Origin of the sequence: Streptomyces sp. URMC 123, assembly GCF_051386515.1 — a bacterium.
Lineage (GTDB): Bacteria > Actinomycetota > Actinomycetes > Streptomycetales > Streptomycetaceae > Streptomyces.
Genome location: NZ_JBPQTV010000014.1, coordinates 1 through 18,371, shown reverse-complemented (window position 1 = coordinate 18,371; position 18,371 = coordinate 1). Strand labels below are relative to the sequence as shown.

Annotated in this window: 14 protein-coding genes; 11 read left to right on the top strand and 3 right to left on the bottom strand. The window is 72.4% G+C overall.

Going from position 1 to position 18,371, the window contains the following annotated elements:
- The first annotated feature begins 222 nt into the window (after window positions 1-222).
- The 10 genes from ACSNOD_RS03845 (at window position 223) to ACSNOD_RS03800 (ending at window position 12,872) form a co-directional block, all read left to right on the top strand.
- A complete protein-coding gene (locus tag ACSNOD_RS03845) occupies window positions 223-1,680 on the top strand; it encodes an aldehyde dehydrogenase family protein (RefSeq protein WP_436765285.1) in 1,458 nt (485 codons plus the stop codon).
- Between the two features lie 233 nt (window positions 1,681-1,913).
- Window positions 1,914-2,084, top strand: coding sequence for a 50S ribosomal protein L32 (gene rpmF / locus ACSNOD_RS03840; protein ID WP_436765284.1), 171 nt, complete (start codon window positions 1,914-1,916; stop codon window positions 2,082-2,084).
- A 205-nt stretch (window positions 2,085-2,289) separates the two neighbouring features.
- On the top strand, window positions 2,290-4,257 hold the full coding sequence (locus ACSNOD_RS03835; RefSeq protein WP_436765283.1) for an acyl-CoA dehydrogenase family protein: 1,968 nt from the start codon (window positions 2,290-2,292) through the stop codon (window positions 4,255-4,257).
- A gap of 198 nt (window positions 4,258-4,455) precedes the next feature.
- Window positions 4,456-5,733, top strand: a complete 1,278-nt coding sequence (dxr, locus tag ACSNOD_RS03830; protein WP_436765282.1) for a 1-deoxy-D-xylulose-5-phosphate reductoisomerase — start codon at window positions 4,456-4,458, stop codon at window positions 5,731-5,733.
- Entirely contained in the window at window positions 5,730-7,031 is a 1,302-nt protein-coding gene (locus tag ACSNOD_RS03825; RefSeq protein WP_436765281.1) for a M50 family metallopeptidase, read from the top strand. Before dxr ends, ACSNOD_RS03825 begins: the two co-directional genes overlap by 4 nt.
- A gap of 182 nt (window positions 7,032-7,213) precedes the next feature.
- The gene (ispG, locus tag ACSNOD_RS03820; RefSeq protein WP_436765280.1) at window positions 7,214-8,368 is read left to right on the top strand and encodes a flavodoxin-dependent (E)-4-hydroxy-3-methylbut-2-enyl-diphosphate synthase; all 1,155 of its coding nucleotides are present in this window, start codon (window positions 7,214-7,216) and stop codon (window positions 8,366-8,368) included.
- 114 nt (window positions 8,369-8,482) lie between these two features.
- Window positions 8,483-10,435, top strand: a complete 1,953-nt coding sequence (gene dxs, locus ACSNOD_RS03815; RefSeq protein ID WP_436765279.1) for a 1-deoxy-D-xylulose-5-phosphate synthase — start codon at window positions 8,483-8,485, stop codon at window positions 10,433-10,435.
- A complete protein-coding gene (locus ACSNOD_RS03810; RefSeq protein WP_436765278.1) occupies window positions 10,432-11,829 on the top strand; it encodes an aspartate aminotransferase family protein in 1,398 nt (465 codons plus the stop codon). Before dxs ends, ACSNOD_RS03810 begins: the two co-directional genes overlap by 4 nt.
- A gap of 204 nt (window positions 11,830-12,033) precedes the next feature.
- A complete protein-coding gene (locus ACSNOD_RS03805; RefSeq protein ID WP_436765277.1) occupies window positions 12,034-12,654 on the top strand; it encodes a helix-turn-helix domain-containing protein in 621 nt (206 codons plus the stop codon).
- A 74-nt stretch (window positions 12,655-12,728) separates the two neighbouring features.
- The gene (locus tag ACSNOD_RS03800; RefSeq protein ID WP_436765276.1) at window positions 12,729-12,872 is read left to right on the top strand and encodes a DUF6126 family protein; all 144 of its coding nucleotides are present in this window, start codon (window positions 12,729-12,731) and stop codon (window positions 12,870-12,872) included.
- A gap of 13 nt (window positions 12,873-12,885) precedes the next feature.
- Here the strand turns inward: ACSNOD_RS03800 and ACSNOD_RS03795 are convergent, their stop codons facing one another.
- Window positions 12,886-13,701, bottom strand: a complete 816-nt coding sequence (locus tag ACSNOD_RS03795; RefSeq protein ID WP_436765275.1) for a tyrosine-protein phosphatase — start codon at window positions 13,699-13,701, stop codon at window positions 12,886-12,888.
- A gap of 407 nt (window positions 13,702-14,108) precedes the next feature.
- Here ACSNOD_RS03795 and ACSNOD_RS03790 point away from each other — a divergent pair, with 407 nt between their 5' ends.
- The gene (locus ACSNOD_RS03790; protein WP_436765274.1) at window positions 14,109-14,900 is read left to right on the top strand and encodes an SGNH/GDSL hydrolase family protein; all 792 of its coding nucleotides are present in this window, start codon (window positions 14,109-14,111) and stop codon (window positions 14,898-14,900) included.
- Between the two features lie 93 nt (window positions 14,901-14,993).
- Here the strand turns inward: ACSNOD_RS03790 and ACSNOD_RS03785 are convergent, their stop codons facing one another.
- Both ACSNOD_RS03785 and helR read right to left on the bottom strand, forming a co-directional pair.
- Window positions 14,994-15,575, bottom strand: a complete 582-nt coding sequence (locus ACSNOD_RS03785) for a carboxymuconolactone decarboxylase family protein (protein WP_436765273.1) — start codon at window positions 15,573-15,575, stop codon at window positions 14,994-14,996.
- Between the two features lie 116 nt (window positions 15,576-15,691).
- Complete coding sequence (gene helR / locus ACSNOD_RS03780) at window positions 15,692-17,926, bottom strand: RNA polymerase recycling motor ATPase HelR (protein WP_436765272.1); 2,235 nt, start codon at window positions 17,924-17,926, stop codon at window positions 15,692-15,694.
- Window positions 17,927-18,371: the final 445 nt, after the last annotated feature.

Here is an 18,371-nt window from a genome sequence, read left to right as displayed (position 1 = left end):
GGCCGGCCCTCACCTCAGTTGACCCGACGCCTCCGGCTGGCCCCCACCCCGCCGGGGGCGACACCGCGCCGGAACCCCGCCCCCACCCCGCCGGAGGCGACAAAGCGGCGGAGCCCGGCCCGCGATCACTCCACGCCGGACAAACCGCATTCCCGCCGACGGCCCCTACGGTGGGGCCAGACATTCGCTCCACCCACCACCCCGGAAGGGCCGGTAACCCCTGTGACCTCCCCGCGCGACGCTGCCCACGCGTTCTGGCTCGCCGGCCGCAAGGCGACCGGCGACGACACGTTCGACGTCACCTCTCCCTGGGACGGCCGCCTCGTCGGCACCGTGAGCGTCCCCACCCCGGCGCAGGTCGAGGAGGCCGTCGCCGCCGCGGACGCCGTGCGTGACGAGTACGCCGCGACCCCCGCCCATGTGCGGGCCACCGCGCTGGACCACGTCTCCCGCCGGCTCGCCGAGCGCACCGAGGAGATCGCCCAGCTGATCTCCGCCGAGAACGGCAAGCCCATCAAGTGGGCGCGCGGCGAGGTCGGCCGCGCCGTCTCCGTCTTCCGGTTCGCCGCGGAGGAGGCCCGCCGGTTCAACGGTGGCGAGGCGCAGCGCCTGGACACCGACGCCGGCGGCGTCGGCCGGCTCGCCCTGACCCGCCGCTTCCCGCGCGGCACGGTCCTCGGCATCGCGCCGTTCAACTTCCCGCTGAACCTGTGCGCCCACAAGGTCGCCCCGGCGATCGCGGTCGGCGCGCCCATCATCCTCAAGCCCGCCCCGGCCACCCCGCTCTCCGCGCTGATCCTCGGCGAGCTGCTCGCCGAGACCGAGCTGCCCGCCGGCTCCTGGAGCGTGCTGCCGGTGCCCAACGACCGGATGCCCGCCCTGGTGCGGGACGAGCGCCTGCCGGTCATCTCCTTCACCGGCTCCGGCCCGGTCGGCTGGTCCCTGCTGGACGCCGCGCCGCGCAAGCACACCACCCTCGAACTGGGCGGCAACGGCGCGGCCGTGGTCCTCGCCGACTGGTCCTCCGAGGAGGACCTGGACTGGGCCGCCTCCCGGATCGCGACCTTCTCCAACTACCAGGGCGGCCAGTCCTGCATCTCGGTGCAGCGCGTCATCGCCGACGCCTCGGTGTACGACCGGCTGGTGCCCAAGGTGGTCGCCGCCGTCGAGGCGCAGGTCACCGGCGACCCGTCGGACCCGGCGACCGAGGTCGGCCCGCTGGTGAGCGAGGACGCCGCCAAGCGCGTCGAGTCCTGGGTGGACGAGGCCGTGGCCGCCGGCGCCCGGCTGCTGACCGGCGGCAAGCGGGACGGCGCCACCTACGCGCCGACCGTCCTCGAGGACGTGCCCGCCGACACCCGCCTCGGCTGCGACGAGGTCTTCGGCCCGGTCCTCACCCTCTCCCGGGTGGACGGCGAGGAGGAGGCCTTCGCCGCGGTGAACGACTCCCAGTACGGCCTCCAGACCGGTGTCTTCACCCACGACGTGCAGACGGCCTTCCGCGCCCACCGCGCGCTCGAGGTCGGCGGCGTCATCGTCGGTGACGTGCCGTCCTACCGCGCCGACCAGATGCCGTACGGCGGTGCCAAGCAGTCCGGCGTGGGCCGCGAGGGCGTCCGCTACGCCATGGAGGACTACACCTACGAGCGCGTGCTGGTCCTCACCGGCCTCGCCCTCTGAGTCCGCTGAGTCCGCCGACGCCGTCCTCCGACGCCGTCCGCTGACGGCACCCCTGGCGCCATCCCACTGGCGTCACCCCACACCCCCTCGGGGGACTCCCCTGACAGGGAGCGGCCGGGCGCACCCCCACGGTGCGCCCGGCCGCTTTTTCGCATCCCCCACCGCGCGCGCCTCGGGGCCCGTCCGCCGCCCCTCGAATGCAATCGACAATCGTTTTCATGTAAGCTCGCGCCATGGCTGTTCCCAAGCGCAAGATGTCCCGCAGCAACACCCGTCACCGCCGTGCCCAGTGGAAGGCGAGCACCCCCGATCTCGTCCCCGTCGTCATCGAGGGCCGCGCGTACACCGTCCCCCGCCGGCTCGTCCGCGCCTACCAGCGAGGACTGCTCGCCCCCGAGGACTGACGCGCCGGGGCCGCCGCCCCGCGCGGGGACGGACGTGGCCGAAGCGCGTACTCCGCCCAGCGCGGGGACTGGTACACCTCGCCCCGATCGGGTACATACGGGCCAGTAGAACCGACCGGTAGGCAGTCGAGGCCCCGCGCGCGGACGCGCTCCGCCCGGTCGGCCGGCCGGACCACCGTCCCGACTCCGCGGCGAGGTGAGCCCCATGTCCGCCCCATCCGCCCAACCCCCCGTTGCCCCCGAGCCGATGGCCAAACCCGCCGTCTCCGAGCGCGAAGCGCGCCAGGTGGCCGAGGCGGCCCGGCAGCAGGAGTGGCGCAAGCCCAGCTTCGCCAAGGAGCTGTTCCTGGGCCGCTTCCGGCTCGATCTCATCCATCCCCACCCGATGCCGGCCGCCGAGGACGTCCGGCGCGGTGAGGAGTTTCTCGCCAAGCTCCGCGACTTCTGCGCCACCCGGATCGACGGCGCCCGGATCGAGCGCGAGGCGCGCATCCCGGACGAGACGATCAGCGGGCTCAAGGAGCTCGGCGCCCTCGGGATGAAGATCGACATCAAGTACGGCGGGCTCGGCCTCACCCAGGTCTACTACAACAAGGCCCTCGCCCTCGTCGGCTCGGCCAGCCCGGCCGTCGGCGCGCTGCTCTCCGCCCACCAGTCCATCGGCGTACCGCAGCCCCTCAAGCTCTTCGGCACCCAGGAGCAGAAGGACGCCTTCCTGCCGCGCTGCGCCCGTACGGACATCAGTGCCTTCCTCCTCACCGAGCCGGACGTCGGCTCGGACCCGGCCCGGCTGGCCACCTCCGCCGTCCCCGACGGCGACGACTACATCCTCGACGGCGTCAAGCTGTGGACCACCAACGGCGTCGTGGCGGACCTGCTGGTCGTCATGGCGCGGGTGCCCGCCTCCGAGGGCCACCGCGGCGGGATCACCGCCTTCGTGGTCGAGGCGGACGCCGAGGGCGTCACCGTGGAGAACCGCAACGCCTTCATGGGCCTGCGCGGCATCGAGAACGGCGTCACCCGCTTCCACCGGGTCCGCGTCCCCGCCTCCCACCGCATCGGCCCCGAGGGCGCCGGCCTCAAGATCGCCCTGACCACCCTCAACACCGGCCGGCTCTCCCTGCCCGCCATGTGCGTCGGGGCCGGCAAGTGGTGTCTGAAGATCGCCCGCGAGTGGTCGGCCGTCCGTGAGCAGTGGGGCAAGCCCATCGCCCGGCACGAGGCCGTCGGCTCGAAGATCTCCTTCATCGCCGCCACCACGTTCGCCCTGGAGGCCGTGCTCGACCTCTGCAGCCAGATGGCCGACGAGGACCGCAACGACATCCGGATCGAGGCCGCCCTCGCCAAGCTGTACGGCTCCGAGATGGCCTGGCTGATGGCCGACGACCTGGTGCAGATCCGCGGCGGCCGGGGCTTCGAGTCCGCCGAGTCGCTCGCCGCGCGCGGCGAGCGGGCCGTGCCCGCCGAGCAGATGCTGCGGGACCTGCGGATCAACCGCATCTTCGAGGGCTCGACGGAGATCATGCACCTGCTGATCGCCCGCGAGGCGGTGGACGCCCATCTGTCGGTGGCCGGCGACCTCATCGACCCCGAGAAGTCGCTGTCCGACAAGGCCAGGGCCGGCGCCAGGGCCGGTGGCTTCTACGCCCGCTGGCTGCCCAAGCTCGTCGCCGGGCCCGGCGGGCTGCCCACCTCGTTCGGCGAGTTCCACCCCGCCGGACACGTCGACCTGTCCGGCCACCTGCGCTATGTCGAGCGCTCCTGCCGCAAGCTCGCCCGCTCCACCTTCTACGGGATGTCCCGCTGGCAGGGCCGGATGGAGACCAAACAGGGCTTCCTCGGCCGCGTCGTCGACATCGGCGCCGAGCTGTTCGCCATGAGCGCGGCCTGCGTACGGGCGGAGCTGCTGCGCACCAGCGGCGACCACGGCCAGGAGGCGTACCGGCTCGCCGACGCGTTCTGCCGGCAGGCGCGCATCCGGGTCGAGGAGCTGTTCGGCCGGCTGTGGACCAACACCGACGAGCTGGACCGCAAGGTCGTCAGCGGTGTCCTCAACGGCTCCTACACCTGGTTGGAGCAGGGCATCCTCGACCCCAGCGGCGACGGCCCGTGGATCGCCGAGACCGCCGCGGGCGCCACCGCCAAGGAGAACGTCCACCGCCCCTTCCGTTGACACGCGGCCGTACGGAGGCGTACGGGCGTACGGCCGTACGGCCGTACGGGGTCCTGTGGGCGCACGGCCCCGCGGCCCGCCTCGGGCGAGGCGGTACGGGCGGCGCCGTACGGGCGAGGCGGTACGGCCGGGGGTGCCCCGCGAGGTGATCGCGGGGCACCTGTCCGCCGCGGCGCCCCGTACGGCCACAATGGAGGGATGACGGACTCCCTCGCCCATCCGCAGTTGCGCTTCCCCGCGGCCGCCGCCGCCTCCGGAGGCCCGCGGGACATCGTGATCCTCGGCTCCACCGGCTCGATCGGCACCCAGGCCATCGACCTGGTGCTGCGCAACCCCGACCGCTTCCGGGTCACCGCCCTCTCCGCCGCCGGCGGCCGGGTGGAGCTGCTCGCCGAGCAGGCACGGAAGCTGGGAGTCCGGCGGGTCGCGGTGGCGCGCGCCGACAAGGCGGACGAGCTGCGCGAGGCGCTGACCGCGCGGTACGGCGGCGAGCCGCTGCCGGAGATCCTCGCCGGGCCGGACGCGGCCTCGGAGCTGGCCCGCGGCGAGTGCCACACGGTCCTCAACGGCATCACCGGCTCCATCGGCCTGGCGCCCACCCTGGCCGCCCTCGAAGCCGGCCGCACCCTGGCCCTCGCCAACAAGGAGTCGCTGATCGTCGGCGGCCCGCTGGTCAAGGCGGTGGCCAAGCCGGGACAGATCATTCCGGTGGACTCGGAGCACGCGGCGCTCTTCCAGGCCCTGCTGGGCGGCGCGCGCGCCGAGGTCCGCAAGCTGGTCGTCACCGCCTCCGGCGGCCCCTTCCGCGGTCGCACGCGGGCCGAGCTGGCCTCGGTCACGCCCCGGGACGCCCTGGCCCACCCCACCTGGTCCATGGGCCCGGTGATCACGATCAACTCCGCCACCCTGGTCAACAAGGGGCTGGAGGTCATCGAGGCCCATCTGCTCTACGACGTCCCCTTCGACCGCATCGAGGTCGTGGTCCACCCGCAGTCCTACGTCCACTCGATGGTGGAATTCGTCGACGGCTCCACGCTGGCCCAGGCCACCCCGCCGGACATGCGCGGCCCCATCGCCATCGGCCTCGGCTGGCCCGAGCGGGTGCCCGACGCGTCCCCGGCCTTCGACTGGTCCCGGGCCTCCACCTGGGAGTTCTTCCCGCTGGACGAGGAGGCGTTCCCGTCGGTCGCCCTCGCCCGGCACGTGGGCTCGCTCGGCGGCACCGCGCCCGCCGTCTTCAACGCCGCCAACGAGGAGTGCGTCGAGGCGTTCCTCTCCGGCCGCCTCTCGTTCAATGGGATTGTCGATACGGTGGCCGCGGTGGTCGCGGAGCACGGCACCCCCCGGGGAACTGGGCTGACCCTCCCGGACGTCCTGGAGGCGGAGGCGTGGGCGCGTGTCCGCGCCCGCGAACTGGCCGCCGGCTCATCGGCGGCGGCATCGGCGACATCGGTGACATCGGAGGCTCGCGTATGACGACCTGGATGACGGTTCTCGGCATAGTCGTCTTCGTCGTCGGCCTGCTCTTCTCCATCGCCTGGCACGAGCTCGGTCACCTCTCCACGGCCAAGATGTTCGGCATCCGGGTGCCGCAGTACATGGTCGGCTTCGGCCCGACCCTGTGGTCCCGGCGCAAGGGGGAGACCGAGTACGGCATCAAGGCGATCCCGCTCGGCGGCTACATCCGCATGATCGGGATGTTCCCGCCCGGCGACGACGGCAAGCTCTCCGCGCGCTCCACCTCGCCCTGGCGCGGCATGATCGAGGACGCCCGGTCGGCGGCCTTCGAGGAACTGCGGCCGGGCGACGAGAAGCGGCTGTTCTACACGCGCGCGCCCTGGAAGCGCGTGATCGTGATGTTCGCCGGCCCCTTCATGAACCTGATCCTCGCCGTGGTGATCTTCCTGTCGGTGCTGATGGGCTTCGGCATCAACACCCAGACCACCACCGTCAGCACGGTCTCCGACTGTGTGATCTCGCAGAGCGAGCAGCGCACCACCTGCCGCGCGGGCGACCCCGCCTCGCCCGCCAAGGCGGCGGGCCTGCGGCCGCGGGACCGGATCGTGGCGTTCAACGGCGAGCCCATCGGCGAGTGGTCCGTGCTCCAGCAGCGCATTCGCGACACCACCGGTCCCGCGACCATCACGGTCGAGCGGGGCGGCGAGCGGCTCACCCTTGCGGCCGATCTGGTCGAGAACAAGGTGGCCAAGAACGACGGCCGCGGCGGCCGGGTGCCGGGGGAGTACGTCACCGCCGGCTTCCTGGGCTTCAGCCCGGCCACCGGGGTGGTGCAGCAGTCCTTCGGCCAGTCGGTGGACCGCATGGGCGACATGATCACCTCGGGTGTGCAGTCGCTGATCAACCTGCCCTCGAAGATCCCCGCCCTGTGGGACGCCGCGTTCGGGGACGGCGAGCGCGAACCGGACTCGCCCATGGGCGTGGTCGGCGCGGCCCGCGTCGGCGGCGAGGTGTTCAACCTCGACATCCCGCCGGAGCAGCGGGTGGCCACGATGCTGTTCCTGGTCGCCGGCTTCAACCTGTCGCTGTTCCTGTTCAACATGCTGCCGCTGCTGCCCCTGGACGGCGGGCACATCGCGGGAGCGCTGTGGGAGGCGGTGCGGCGCCACGCCGCCCGGATCTTCCGCCGGCCGGACCCCGGTCCGTTCGACGTGGCGAAGCTGATGCCGGTCGCGTACGTGGTCGCCGGGATCTTCGTCTGCTTCACCCTGCTGGTGCTGGTGGCGGATCTGGTGAACCCCGTTCGCATCTCCTGACCCGGCAGCCCCACCGGCGATGCGGGCAATGGCGGCGATTGGGTGCGTTTTGTACCTGATCGCCGTCATTGCGTGAACTCCTGGGGCGGAATGTGCCTCGGCTCCCCCGGGTGCCGTAATCTCGGTGGCTGGAGCCCGCCGATCTCGGGACCTCGATTCCACACCTTGGGGTTGCACGCCACATGACCGCGATTTCGCTCGGAATGCCGTCCGTACCGACCAAGCTCGCCGATCGGCGGGTCAGCCGGAAGATCCAGGTCGGGTCGGTGGCCGTGGGCGGTGATGCCCCGGTATCGGTGCAGTCGATGACGACGACGGTGACGGCGGACATCGGTGCGACGCTGCAGCAGATCGCGGAGCTGACGGCGTCGGGCTGTCAGATCGTGCGGGTGGCGTGCCCGTCGCAGGACGACGCGGACGCGTTGCCGATCATCGCGAGGAAGTCGCAGATTCCGGTGATCGCCGATATTCACTTCCAGCCGAAGTACGTGTTCGCGGCGATCGACGCGGGGTGTGCGGCGGTGCGGGTGAACCCGGGCAACATCCGGCAGTTCGACGACAAGGTCAAGGAGATCGCGAAGGCGGCCTCGGAGGCGGGCACGCCGATCCGGATCGGGGTGAACGCGGGGTCGTTGGACAAGCGGCTGCTGGCGAAGTACGGGAAGGCCACTCCGGAGGCGCTGGTGGAGTCGGCGCTGTGGGAGTGCTCGCTGTTCGAGGAGCACGGTTTCCGGGACATCAAGATCTCGGTGAAGCACAACGACCCGGTGGTGATGGTCAACGCCTACCGGCTGCTGGCGGCGAAGTGCGACTACCCGCTGCACCTGGGGGTCACCGAGGCCGGTCCGGCGTTCCAGGGGACGATCAAGTCGGCGGTGGCGTTCGGCGCGCTGTTGAGCGAGGGGATCGGGGACACGATCCGGGTGTCGCTGTCGGCTCCTCCGGCGGAGGAGGTCAAGGTCGGCATCCAGATCCTGGAGGCGTTGAACCTGCGGCAGCGCCGGCTGGAGATCGTCTCGTGTCCGTCGTGCGGTCGGGCGCAGGTGGATGTGTACAAGCTGGCGGATCAGGTGACGGCCGGTCTGGAGGGCATGGAGGTGCCGCTGCGGGTCGCCGTGATGGGCTGTGTGGTCAATGGTCCCGGTGAGGCGCGTGAGGCGGATCTGGGGGTGGCCTCGGGCAATGGCAAGGGTCAGATCTTTGTGAAGGGCGAGGTCATCAAGACCGTGCCGGAGTCGAAGATCGTGGAGACCCTGATCGAGGAGGCCATGAAGATCGCCGAGGGAATGGCGGACGCGGGCACCCCGTCCGGGCTGCCGGAAGTCGTCGTGAGCTGAAGCGCGTCGCGCCCTGTGGCGCGGCGTGAGCCGAAGCGCGGCCGGGAGCGAGTCGGCCGCAACACCGTTGTCGCTGGGGAGTTACCCGGACGAGGGGGTCCAAGCGTGTCGTTGATGGAGAAGATCCGTGGTCCGCGCGACCTGAAGGCGCTGCCGGCGGCGGTGCTCGGCGAACTCGCCGACGAACTGCGCCAGTTCCTCATCCACGCCGTCGCCAGAACCGGCGGCCACCTCGGCCCCAATCTGGGCGTGGTGGAACTGACGATAGCGCTGCACCGCGTCTTCGACTCACCGGCCGACCGGGTCCTGTGGGACACCGGCCACCAGTCGTACGTCCACAAGCTGCTCACCGGCCGGCAGGACTTCTCCAAGCTGCGTGGCAAGGGCGGCCTGTCCGGCTACCCGTCGCGGGCGGAGTCCGAGCACGACGTCATCGAGAACAGCCACGCCTCCACGGTGCTGGGCTGGGCCGACGGCCTCGCCAAGGCCAACGAGGTGCTCGGCCGCCCCGACCACGTGGTCGCCGTCATCGGGGACGGGGCGCTCACCGGCGGCATGGCCTGGGAGGCGCTGAACAACATCGCCGCCGCCAAGGACCGGCCGCTGATCATCGTCGTCAACGACAACGAGCGCTCGTACGGGCCGACCATCGGCGGCCTGGCCGACCACCTCGCCACCCTGCGCACCACCGACGGCTACGAGCGCTTCCTCTCCTGGGGCAAGGAACTCCTCCAGCAGACCCCGGTGGTCGGGAAGCCGCTCTACGAGTCGCTGCACGGCGCCAAGAAGGGCTTCAAGGACGCCTTCGCCCCGCAGGGCATGTTCGAGGACCTGGGGCTGAAGTACGTCGGCCCCATCGACGGCCACGACATCGCCGCCGTGGAGTCCGCCCTGCGCCGCGCCAAGCGCTTCAACGGCCCGGTCATCGTGCACTGCCTCACCGAGAAGGGCCGCGGCTACCGCCCCGCGCTGGAGGACGAGGCGGACAGGTTCCACACCGTGGGCGTGATGGACCCGCTGACCTGCCTGCCCCTCGCCACCCCCGGCGGCCCCTCCTGGACCTCCGTGTTCGGGGACGAGATGGTCAGGATCGGCGCGGAGCGCCCCGATGTCGTGGCGATCACCGCCGCGATGCTGCACCCCGTCGGGCTCACCAAGTTCGCCGAGAAGTTCCCGGACCGCGTCTGGGACGTGGGGATCGCGGAGCAGCATGCCGCGGTGTCGGCGGCGGGGCTGGCGACCGGTGGGCTGCACCCGGTGTTCGCGGTGTACGCCACGTTCCTGAACCGGGCGTTCGACCAGGTGCTGATGGATGTGGCGCTGCACAAGTGCGGTGTGACGTTCGTGCTGGACCGGGCCGGGGTCACCGGCACCGACGGCGCCTCCCACAACGGCATGTGGGACATGTCGATCCTCCAGGTCGTGCCCGGCCTGCGGATCGCCGCGCCCCGCGACGCCGACCAGCTCCGCGCCCAGCTGCGCGAGGCCGTCGACGTCGACGACGCCCCCACCGTGGTGCGCTTCCCCAAGGAGGCGGTGGGCGAGCCGATCCCGGCCGTGGACCGGATCGGCGGCACGGACGTGCTGCACCGGGCGGAGAGCCCCGATGTGCTGCTGGTGTCGGTGGGGGCCCTGGCGCCCGTCTGCCTGACCGCCGCCGAGCTGCTGTCGGAGCGGGGCATCGGCTGCACCGTGGTCGACCCGCGCTGGGTCAAGCCCGTCGACCCCGCGCTGACCGGCCTCGCCGCGGAGCACCGCATGGTGGCCGTGGTGGAGGACAACAGCCGCACCGGCGGCGTCGGCGCGGCCGTCGCCCAGGCCCTGCGGGACGCCGGCGTGGACCTGCCGGTGCGCACCTTCGGCATCCCCGAGCAGTTCCTGGCGCACGCCAAGCGCGGCGAGGTGCTCGCCGACATCGGACTCACCCCGTCCGAGGTCGCGAGCGGCATCGGCGCCGCGCTCATCCGCCACGACCTGCGGACGGGCGAACCCGCGCGGAAGAACGGCCGCCGCCGAGTGGACGAGCGAGCGGCCGAGCGAGTGGAACGAGGAGCACAACAGCCATGACGGAAGCCGATCGCAAGGGCTTCGACCTGAACGGGCTGCTCGCCGAGCGCGCGGCCGAACGCTACGACCTGCACGCGCGCCATCTCAACCACCAGCTGCCGCGCATGCTCCACACCATCGGCTTCGACAAGGTCTACGAGCGTGCCGAGGGCGCCTACTTCTGGGACGACGAGGGCAACGACTACCTCGACATGCTGGCCGGCTTCGGGGTGATGGGCGTCGGCCGGCACCACCCCGTCGTACGCCGGGCCCTGCACGACGCGCTCGACGCCTCGCTGGCCGACCTGACCCGGTTCGACTGCCAGCCGCTCCCCGGGCTGCTCGCCGAGAAGCTGCTCGGCCACGCCCCCCACCTGGACCGGGTGTTCTTCGGCAACAGCGGCACCGAGGCGGTCGAGACCGCGCTGAAGTTCGCCCGCTACGCCACCGGCCGGCCCAGGATCGTCTACTGCGGGCACGCCTTCCACGGGCTGACCACCGGCGCGCTCTCGGTCAACGGCGAGGACGGCTTCCGCGCCGGCTTCGACCCGCTGCTCCCGGACACCCCGATCGCCCTGGGCGACCTCGCGGCCCTGGAGCGCGAGCTGCGGCGCGGCGACGTGGCGGCGCTGATCGTCGAGCCGATCCAGGGCAAGGGGGTGCACGCGCCGCCGCCCGGCTTCCTGCGCGCCGCCCAGGAACTGCTCCACCGGCACAAGGCCCTGCTCATCGCGGACGAGGTGCAGACCGGCCTCGGCCGCACCGGGGACTTCTTCGCCTACCAGCACGAGGACGGGGTCGAGCCCGACCTCGTCTGTGTCGCCAAGGCGCTCTCCGGCGGCTATGTGCCGGTGGGGGCGACCCTCGGCAAGGACTGGATCTTCAAGAAGGTCTACTCCTCGATGGACCGGGTGCTGGTCCACTCCGCGAGCTTCGGCTCCAACGCGCTCGCCATGGCCGCCGGACTGGCCACGCTCTCCGTCCTGGAGGACGAGGAGCTCGTCGCCAACGCCCGGCGCACCGGCGATCTGCTGCGCACCCGGCTCGCCGCGCTCACCGACCGCTACGAGCTGCTCAAGGAGGTGCGCGGCCGGGGGCTGATGATCGGCATCGAGTTCGGCAGGCCGAAGTCGCTGGGGCTGCGCAGCCGCTGGACCATGCTCCAGGCGGCCCGCAAGGGGCTGTTCGCCCAGATGGTGGTGGTGCCGCTGCTCCAGCGCCACCGGATTCTCACCCAGGTCTCGGGCGACCACCTCGAGGTCATCAAGCTCATTCCGCCGCTGGTCATCGGCGAGCCGGAGGTGGAACGTTTCCTGGCGGCCTTCACGGCGGTCATGGACGACGCGCACAACGGCGGCGGGCTGATGTGGGACTTCGGCCGGACCCTGGTGAAGCAGGCGGTCGCCCAGCGCTGAGAGCGGCCCGGTCGCGGGCGAGCCCGCCGCGAGGTCAGGCACGGGCGCGCTCGCCGCGAGGCCGGTCGCGGGCCTGCTCGCCGTGGCCGGGCACCCGCGCTCGGGCCGCGCCTCGGGTCCGGACCGCGCTCCCGAGAACGCAGGGGTTTTTGCCTCTCGGGCAAGAAATTTGCCCCCCGGGTACGGCTCTGGCTGAATCGTTCCATGAGCCTCGCGCCCCACGGCCCCGAGAGCGCCGACGCGCTCCCCGCCGTCGCCCCGCGGCTGCGTGCGCTGCGCCGCCGCAGCGGCCTCACCCTGGAGGGGGCGGCCCGGCGGGTCGGCCTCTCGCCCGCCCACCTCTCCCGCCTGGAGACCGGCCGCCGCCAGCCGTCGCTGCCGATGCTGCTCGCCCTCGCCCGCACCTACGGTACGACGGTGTCGGAGCTGCTCGGCGAGACGCCGGCGGCGCCCGACCCGGTGGTCCGCGGCGACGGCGTGGAGGCCGTCGAGGCCGACGGCTGGCTCTACCGCCAGGCGGGCTGCCCCGGCCGGGCCATGCAGCCGCTGCGCGTGCACGTGCCGCGCGGCCCCCAGCGCGATCTGGTGCGGGTGCACCCGGGCGAGGAGTGGATCTTCGTGCTGGAGGGCGAGCTGCGGCTCGCCCTCGGGAACGCCGAGCATCTGCTGCGGCCGGGGGACTCCGCGCACTTCGACTCGCTCACCCCGCACCGGATCGCCGCGGCCTCGCCCGGCGGCACGGAGCTGCTCTTCGTCCACACCCTGATGCAGAGCCCCACCGCCGAGCTGTGCCTCGGCGGCGCCGCGCGCCCCCGTACGCCGTGACGCCGGCCGGCCCCGCCACGGCGGGGGCGGCCGGGCGCGGGACCGATCACCGCTCGAAAAGGAGCAGGAGCACGATGCCCAAGGACGACGTGGGAGTGGAGCGCGGCGAGGGCCGGTTCCCCCGGGGGCTGGTCATCCGGCTCTTCGCCTATCTCGTGGTCGGCCACGTCTTCGCGGCCTTCCTCTATCTGCTGTTCTACATCGGCGCCAACAAGTAGCGGATGAAGCCCCTCAGCCCGCGTCGAGCAAACGTTCCCGCAGGCGCTCGCGGTCGGCCGGGCCGAACGCCAGCCCCACCGTGAGGTACCGCTCCGTCGTGCCCCAGGTCTCCTCGATCGCGGAGAACGCCGCGGCCAGATACTCGGCCCGGGCGTCGAACAGGGGGGTCAGCAGCTCCACGACCTCCGGCGACAGGCCGTCGGCCGAGGAGTCGCTGCGGTACATCCGGTACCGCCGGTGCGGGGCGGCGCTCTCCAGGTAGTCGGCGACGATCGCGTCCCGCTCCACGCCCAGGGCCAGCAGGGTGACCGCGATGGAGAGCCCGGCCCGGTCCTTGCCCGCGGCGCAGTGCATCAGCGCCGGGACGCTGTCCTCGGCCAGCGCGTGCAGCACCCGGCTGTGCTCGGAGGTCCGCCGGGTGATGATGTCCCGATAGGTGTCCGCCATCCGTCTCGCGCCCTTGCCGTCGGCGAGCGCGGCCCGCAGCTCCGGCAGGGCGCCGTCGCGCACCATCTTCCAGAACTCGGCCCCGTGCGCCGGGTCGCTCAGCGGCAGATTCACATTCCGCACGCCCGGCAGCGGAATGTCCGGCCCCTCCAGCGCCACATCGGCGGCATTGCGGAAGTCGAAGATCGTGTGCAGCCCGAGACCGCCCAGGAACGCCGCGTCCTCGGCGGTCGCATGGGCGAGATGTCCGCTGCGGAAGAGCACCCCGTGCCGCACCCGACGGCCGTCCTCCGTCGGCAGCCCGCCCACGTCGCGGAAGTTGCGCACTCCCACGAGGTCGGGCTCGGTGGACGGAACCTGCGTCGTCTGCTGCCTCGTCACGGGCTCTCCTTGGGTTCGCGGCCGTCGGCGCGCCGGGCGCCGGGCGGGTGGTGTCCGACCTTACGACATGTGTTCCGGGGCCCGGCGGTTCGCGGCTCCCGTCTCCGAGTGGCGCGCCCGGACGCGGCGCGGGACCGTTTCGCCCGCTCGCCACTGAACCCCTCCCACCCCCGTGCCCCTCCGAATCACCGCTCGACGGGCGCGAGGAGGACCCGGTCGAGGGCGGCCCGCGCCTCGCGCGCCCCGCACTGTCCGTGCGCGCCGAGGGCTCCGGGCCGGTGCGCCACCCCGGTGCGCCTCCGCCGTATTCCGACTTTGCCAAAACCTGACCCGGTGGTCTAAATCACGCCACGTCAACCCCTCCTACGGTGGCGTAGCTCACTGTCGAGGCGGAAGGATGTCCTGACGTGGCAGACGATTCGAATTCAATCAGCAAGGGCGCGATCGGGTCGTACGCGGCTGTGGGGGACAGCTTCACCGAAGGTGTGGGCGACCCCGGTCCGGACGGCGCCTTCATCGGCTGGGCCGACCGGCTCGCCGTACTGCTCTCGGACCACCGCGCCGAGGGCGACTTCCGCTACGCCAACCTCGCCGTGCGCGGCCGGCTCCTCGACCAGATCGTAGAGGAGCAGGTGCCCCGCGCGAAGGAACTGGCCCCGGATCTGGTGAGTTTCTGCGCCGGGGGCAACGACATCCTGCGGCCGGGCAGCGACCCCGACGACGTGGCGGACCGCTTCGAGGCGGCGGTGGCCGAGCTGAAGAGCACGGTCGGCACCGTCCTGGTGTGCACCGGCTTCGACACCCGCGGGGTGCCGGTGCTGCGCCATCTGCGCGGCAAGATCGCCACGTACACGGCGCACGTCCGCGCCATCGCCGACCGCTATGACTGCCCCGTGCTCGACCTGTGGTCGCTGCGGTCCGTCCAGGACCGCCGCGCCTGGGACGCCGACCGGCTGCACCTGTCGCCCGAGGGGCACACCCGGGTGGCCCTGCGCGCCGCCCAGGTGCTCGGGCTGGCGGTGCCGACCGACCCGGACCAGCCGTGGCCCCCGCTGCCGCAGCGCGCGCCGGCCGATGTGCGGCGCGACAACATCCAGTGGGCCCGCGAGCACCTGGTGCCCTGGATCGGGCGCCGGCTGCGCGGCGAGAGCTCCGGGGACCATGTGGAGCCCAAGCGCCCGGACCTGGCCCCGCTCTAGGCCCGCGCCAGCCGCACCACCGTGTCCACCCCGCAGCCGCCGACGACCAGGACGTCGTACGGCGGCCCGGGGTGTCGGGGGCGCCGTGGGTGCTCAGCCGGCGTCGGTCCGGGAAGCGGCGTGGGCGCGGGTCGGGACGTCACAGGTGTCCCTGAAGCCTTGGCTGGTCAGCCCCAGCGCGGAGTTGAAGCGGGAGCGGAAGTTCTCCACCGCGACCATGGCCGTGAGCTCCACCAGTTCGGCCTCGTCGAGGTGCTCGCGCAGCCTGGCCACGAGGTCGTCGTCGACCGTCGGCGGGTTCGCCGTCATGGCCTCGGCGTACTCCATGACGGCGCGCTCGAGCGGGGTGTAGACGTCGCTCTCGCGCCACGCGGGCACATCGCGGACCTTGCGCGGGTCCATGCCGTGCCGGGTGTTCTCCCAGTGGCCGAAGTCCATGCACCAGGAGCAGCCGACGGAGGCGGCCGAGGCCATCACGGCGAGCGCCTTCAGCCCCGGGTCGAGCCGCTTCCACCGCGCCAGCGACATTTCGAAGCGCGCGGTGGTGAGCAGGACGCGCGGGTGGTGCGCCATGGCGAGCAGGGGGTCGAGCACCGTGCCGTAGGAGCGCCGCGAGTACCACGCGACGAGCCGCGTGAGCACGGTGCGGGGCGGGGTGAGGGAGATGCGGGCCATGTCTCGTTCCTCTTCTCTGCGCTGTCAGCCGGGTCTCGGCTCTCGAACACTCCTGTGACGAACGGCGGGTGCCGATCCGTGACATCGGGCCCGGGAGGAGATCGAAGAGGGCGGCGTCATGGGCTGGTCAGGATGACGAGTCGCTGGGTCGCCCGGGTCATCGCGACATAGCGGTCGACGGCCCCTTCGACGTCGAGCTGCCCCGGGGCGCCGTTGCCGAACGACTCCGGATCGACGAGGACGACCAGGTCGAACTCGAGCCCCTTCGACAACTCCGGCGTCAGCCACCGGACGCGGGGCGTCGCCCGCACGGTGTCACTGTCCGGCTCACCGGCGCCGATGACACAGGCGATGCCGTCGGCGTGCGCGGCGAGCCAGGTGCCGAGGACCGCGTCCAGGTCCGCGACGGACCCGTGGACGACGGGGGCGCCGCCGCTGCGGACGGAGGTCGGCACGTTGGCGTCCGGGAGCACGGCGCGGATGACCGGTTCGGCCTCCGCCATGACCTCTTCGGGCGTGCGGTAGTTGATGCTCAGGGAGGCCACGGTGATCCGGTCGAGCCCGACCCGTTCGAGCCGCTCCCGCCACGGCTCGGCGAAGCCGTGCCGGGCCTGGGCACGGTCACCGACAATGGTGAAGCTCCGGGACGGACAGCGGTTCAGCAGCATCTGCCACTCGGCGTCGGTCAGTTCCTGGGCCTCGTCCACGATGACGTGCGCGAACGGGCCGGCGAGCCGGTCCGGGTCCGCGACGGGCAGCGCGCCCTCGTCGATCAGGGTTTCCCGCACGTCCTGCCCGTGCAGCATGCCCACCGCGCCCTCGCTCTCGTCGATCTCCATGTTCTGGAGGAGGGAGTCGATGACGTCGGCCCTGCGCGCCCGTTCGGCGGCGATGGCGGCCTCGTGCCGGCGCCTGCGTACGGACGCCTCCGGGTCGCCGAGCCGCTGCCGTGCCGCGTCCAGGAGCGGCAGGTCGGACACCGTCCAGGCCTGGGCGTCGGCGCGCCGCAGCGCGCGGACGTCGTCGGGGCCGAGCCAGGGAGCGCACCGGCGCAGATAGGCGGGCACCGACCACAGGTCCCCGACGAGGTCACGCGCGTCGAGCATCGGCCACGCGCGGTGGAGGGTGCCGATCAGCTCGCGGTCCCGCGGCAGCGCCCTCCGCAGCGCCTCGGGCGGGGCGCCGCTGTCGTCCTTGTCGATCAGGATCGCGATCAGTTCCTCCAGGATCTGGTCGCGTGCCTCGTTGTGCGGAGTACCCGGTTCCACCGCCTCGAACGCCGCCGCCCAGTCGTCGGCGTCGAGCCGGATGTCGGACCAGGGGGTGGACACCGTCATCGCCTCGGTGGGCGGCTCCTCGTACAGGGCGACGGCCGGTTCGATCGCCTTCACCATGTCCGCGGACGACTTCAGACGCGCCACGCGAGGGTCGGTCTCGACCGCCGCCTCGGCTCCCTCGGGGACGAGGTCGCGCAGGGTGCAGGTCTGCACGCCCTCCTCGCCGAGGCTGGGCAGGACGTCGGAGACATAGGCCAGATAGGGCCGGCTCGGGCCGACGAACAGCACGCCGCCCCGGCGGTGACCCAGGCGGGGGTCGGAGTAGAGCAGGTGGGCGGCGCGGTGCAGGGCGACGACGGTCTTGCCCGTGCCCGGCCCGCCGTCGACGACGAGAGCGCCGCGGGAGCCCGCCCGGATGATGGCGTTCTGGTCGGCCTGGAGGGTGGCGAGCACATCGCGCATCCGGGCCGACCGGCTGCCGCCGAGGCCGGCGATGAACGCGGACTGGTCGTCGAGCGCGGCGTGCCCTTCGAGCCCGTCGGCGGTGAACACCTCGTCCCAGTAGTCGCCGACCCGGCCGCGGGTCCAGCGGTACCTGCGGCGGCTCACCAGCCCCATCGGGTCGGCATGGGTCGCCGCGAAGAACGGCTCGGCCGCGGGGGAGCGCCAGTCGAGCAGCAGTCGCCGCCCCGCGCTGTCGGTGAGGCCGAGGCGCCCGATGTAGACGGGCTCGGGGCTGTCCGCGCGGACGACGCGCCCCAGGCACAGGTCCAGCCCGAAGCGGCGCAGGGTACGCAGGCGGCCGGTCAGCCGGTGGATCTCGGCATCCCGGTCCATCGCCTCCCGGCCGATGCCACCGGGCGCCTTGCGCGCGGCCTCCAGACGGGCGGACAGTTCGGCGATCGACTGCCGGAGACTCTCGGATATGGCCGCGAAGTGCCGCTCGTCGCCGCTGATCAGCGCCGGGTCGGCCTTGGCGGAGAGATGCTCGGGCAGATCGAACGCGCTGGTCGTTCCTTCCACCGCCGGTTCGACGTCACCCGATGACCCCTGAACCGACAACAACGCACACATGTAGCGAACCCCCCATTTGCACAGGTTATGAACCAGGTCCGCGATTCTGCCCCAGGGCCGGGGTCTTGCCGCAAGCCCCCCGGTGCGCTATAAGTTGAGAGTGGCAAGGAGTGGGAATCCCTCCTTGCCTTTCCTTTTGCTTTCCTTTTGCCGCTTTTCTTGCGTCCCTTTCGTCGCGTTCCTTTCGCGGCGTCCGTGGGCCGCACCCCGACGCCCGGGCCCCCGGAGCCGCCCGCGCCACCGTGGCGGCGTGGGGCTGCCATGTGGTGCGTCGGGCGCCTTCCGGGGGCCCGGCCTGCTGGTGGGGGCTGTCCCCGCAGGGGTTACTTCAGGGCGGAGTCGACCGTGCTCGAGGCGCCGGCGGTCGCGGCCTGAGCGGTCATGTTGAGGGTGTCCTTGGCGGCGGTGGCCGGGCCCGGCTCAGGGGAGGGGGCCGGAGCGGGGG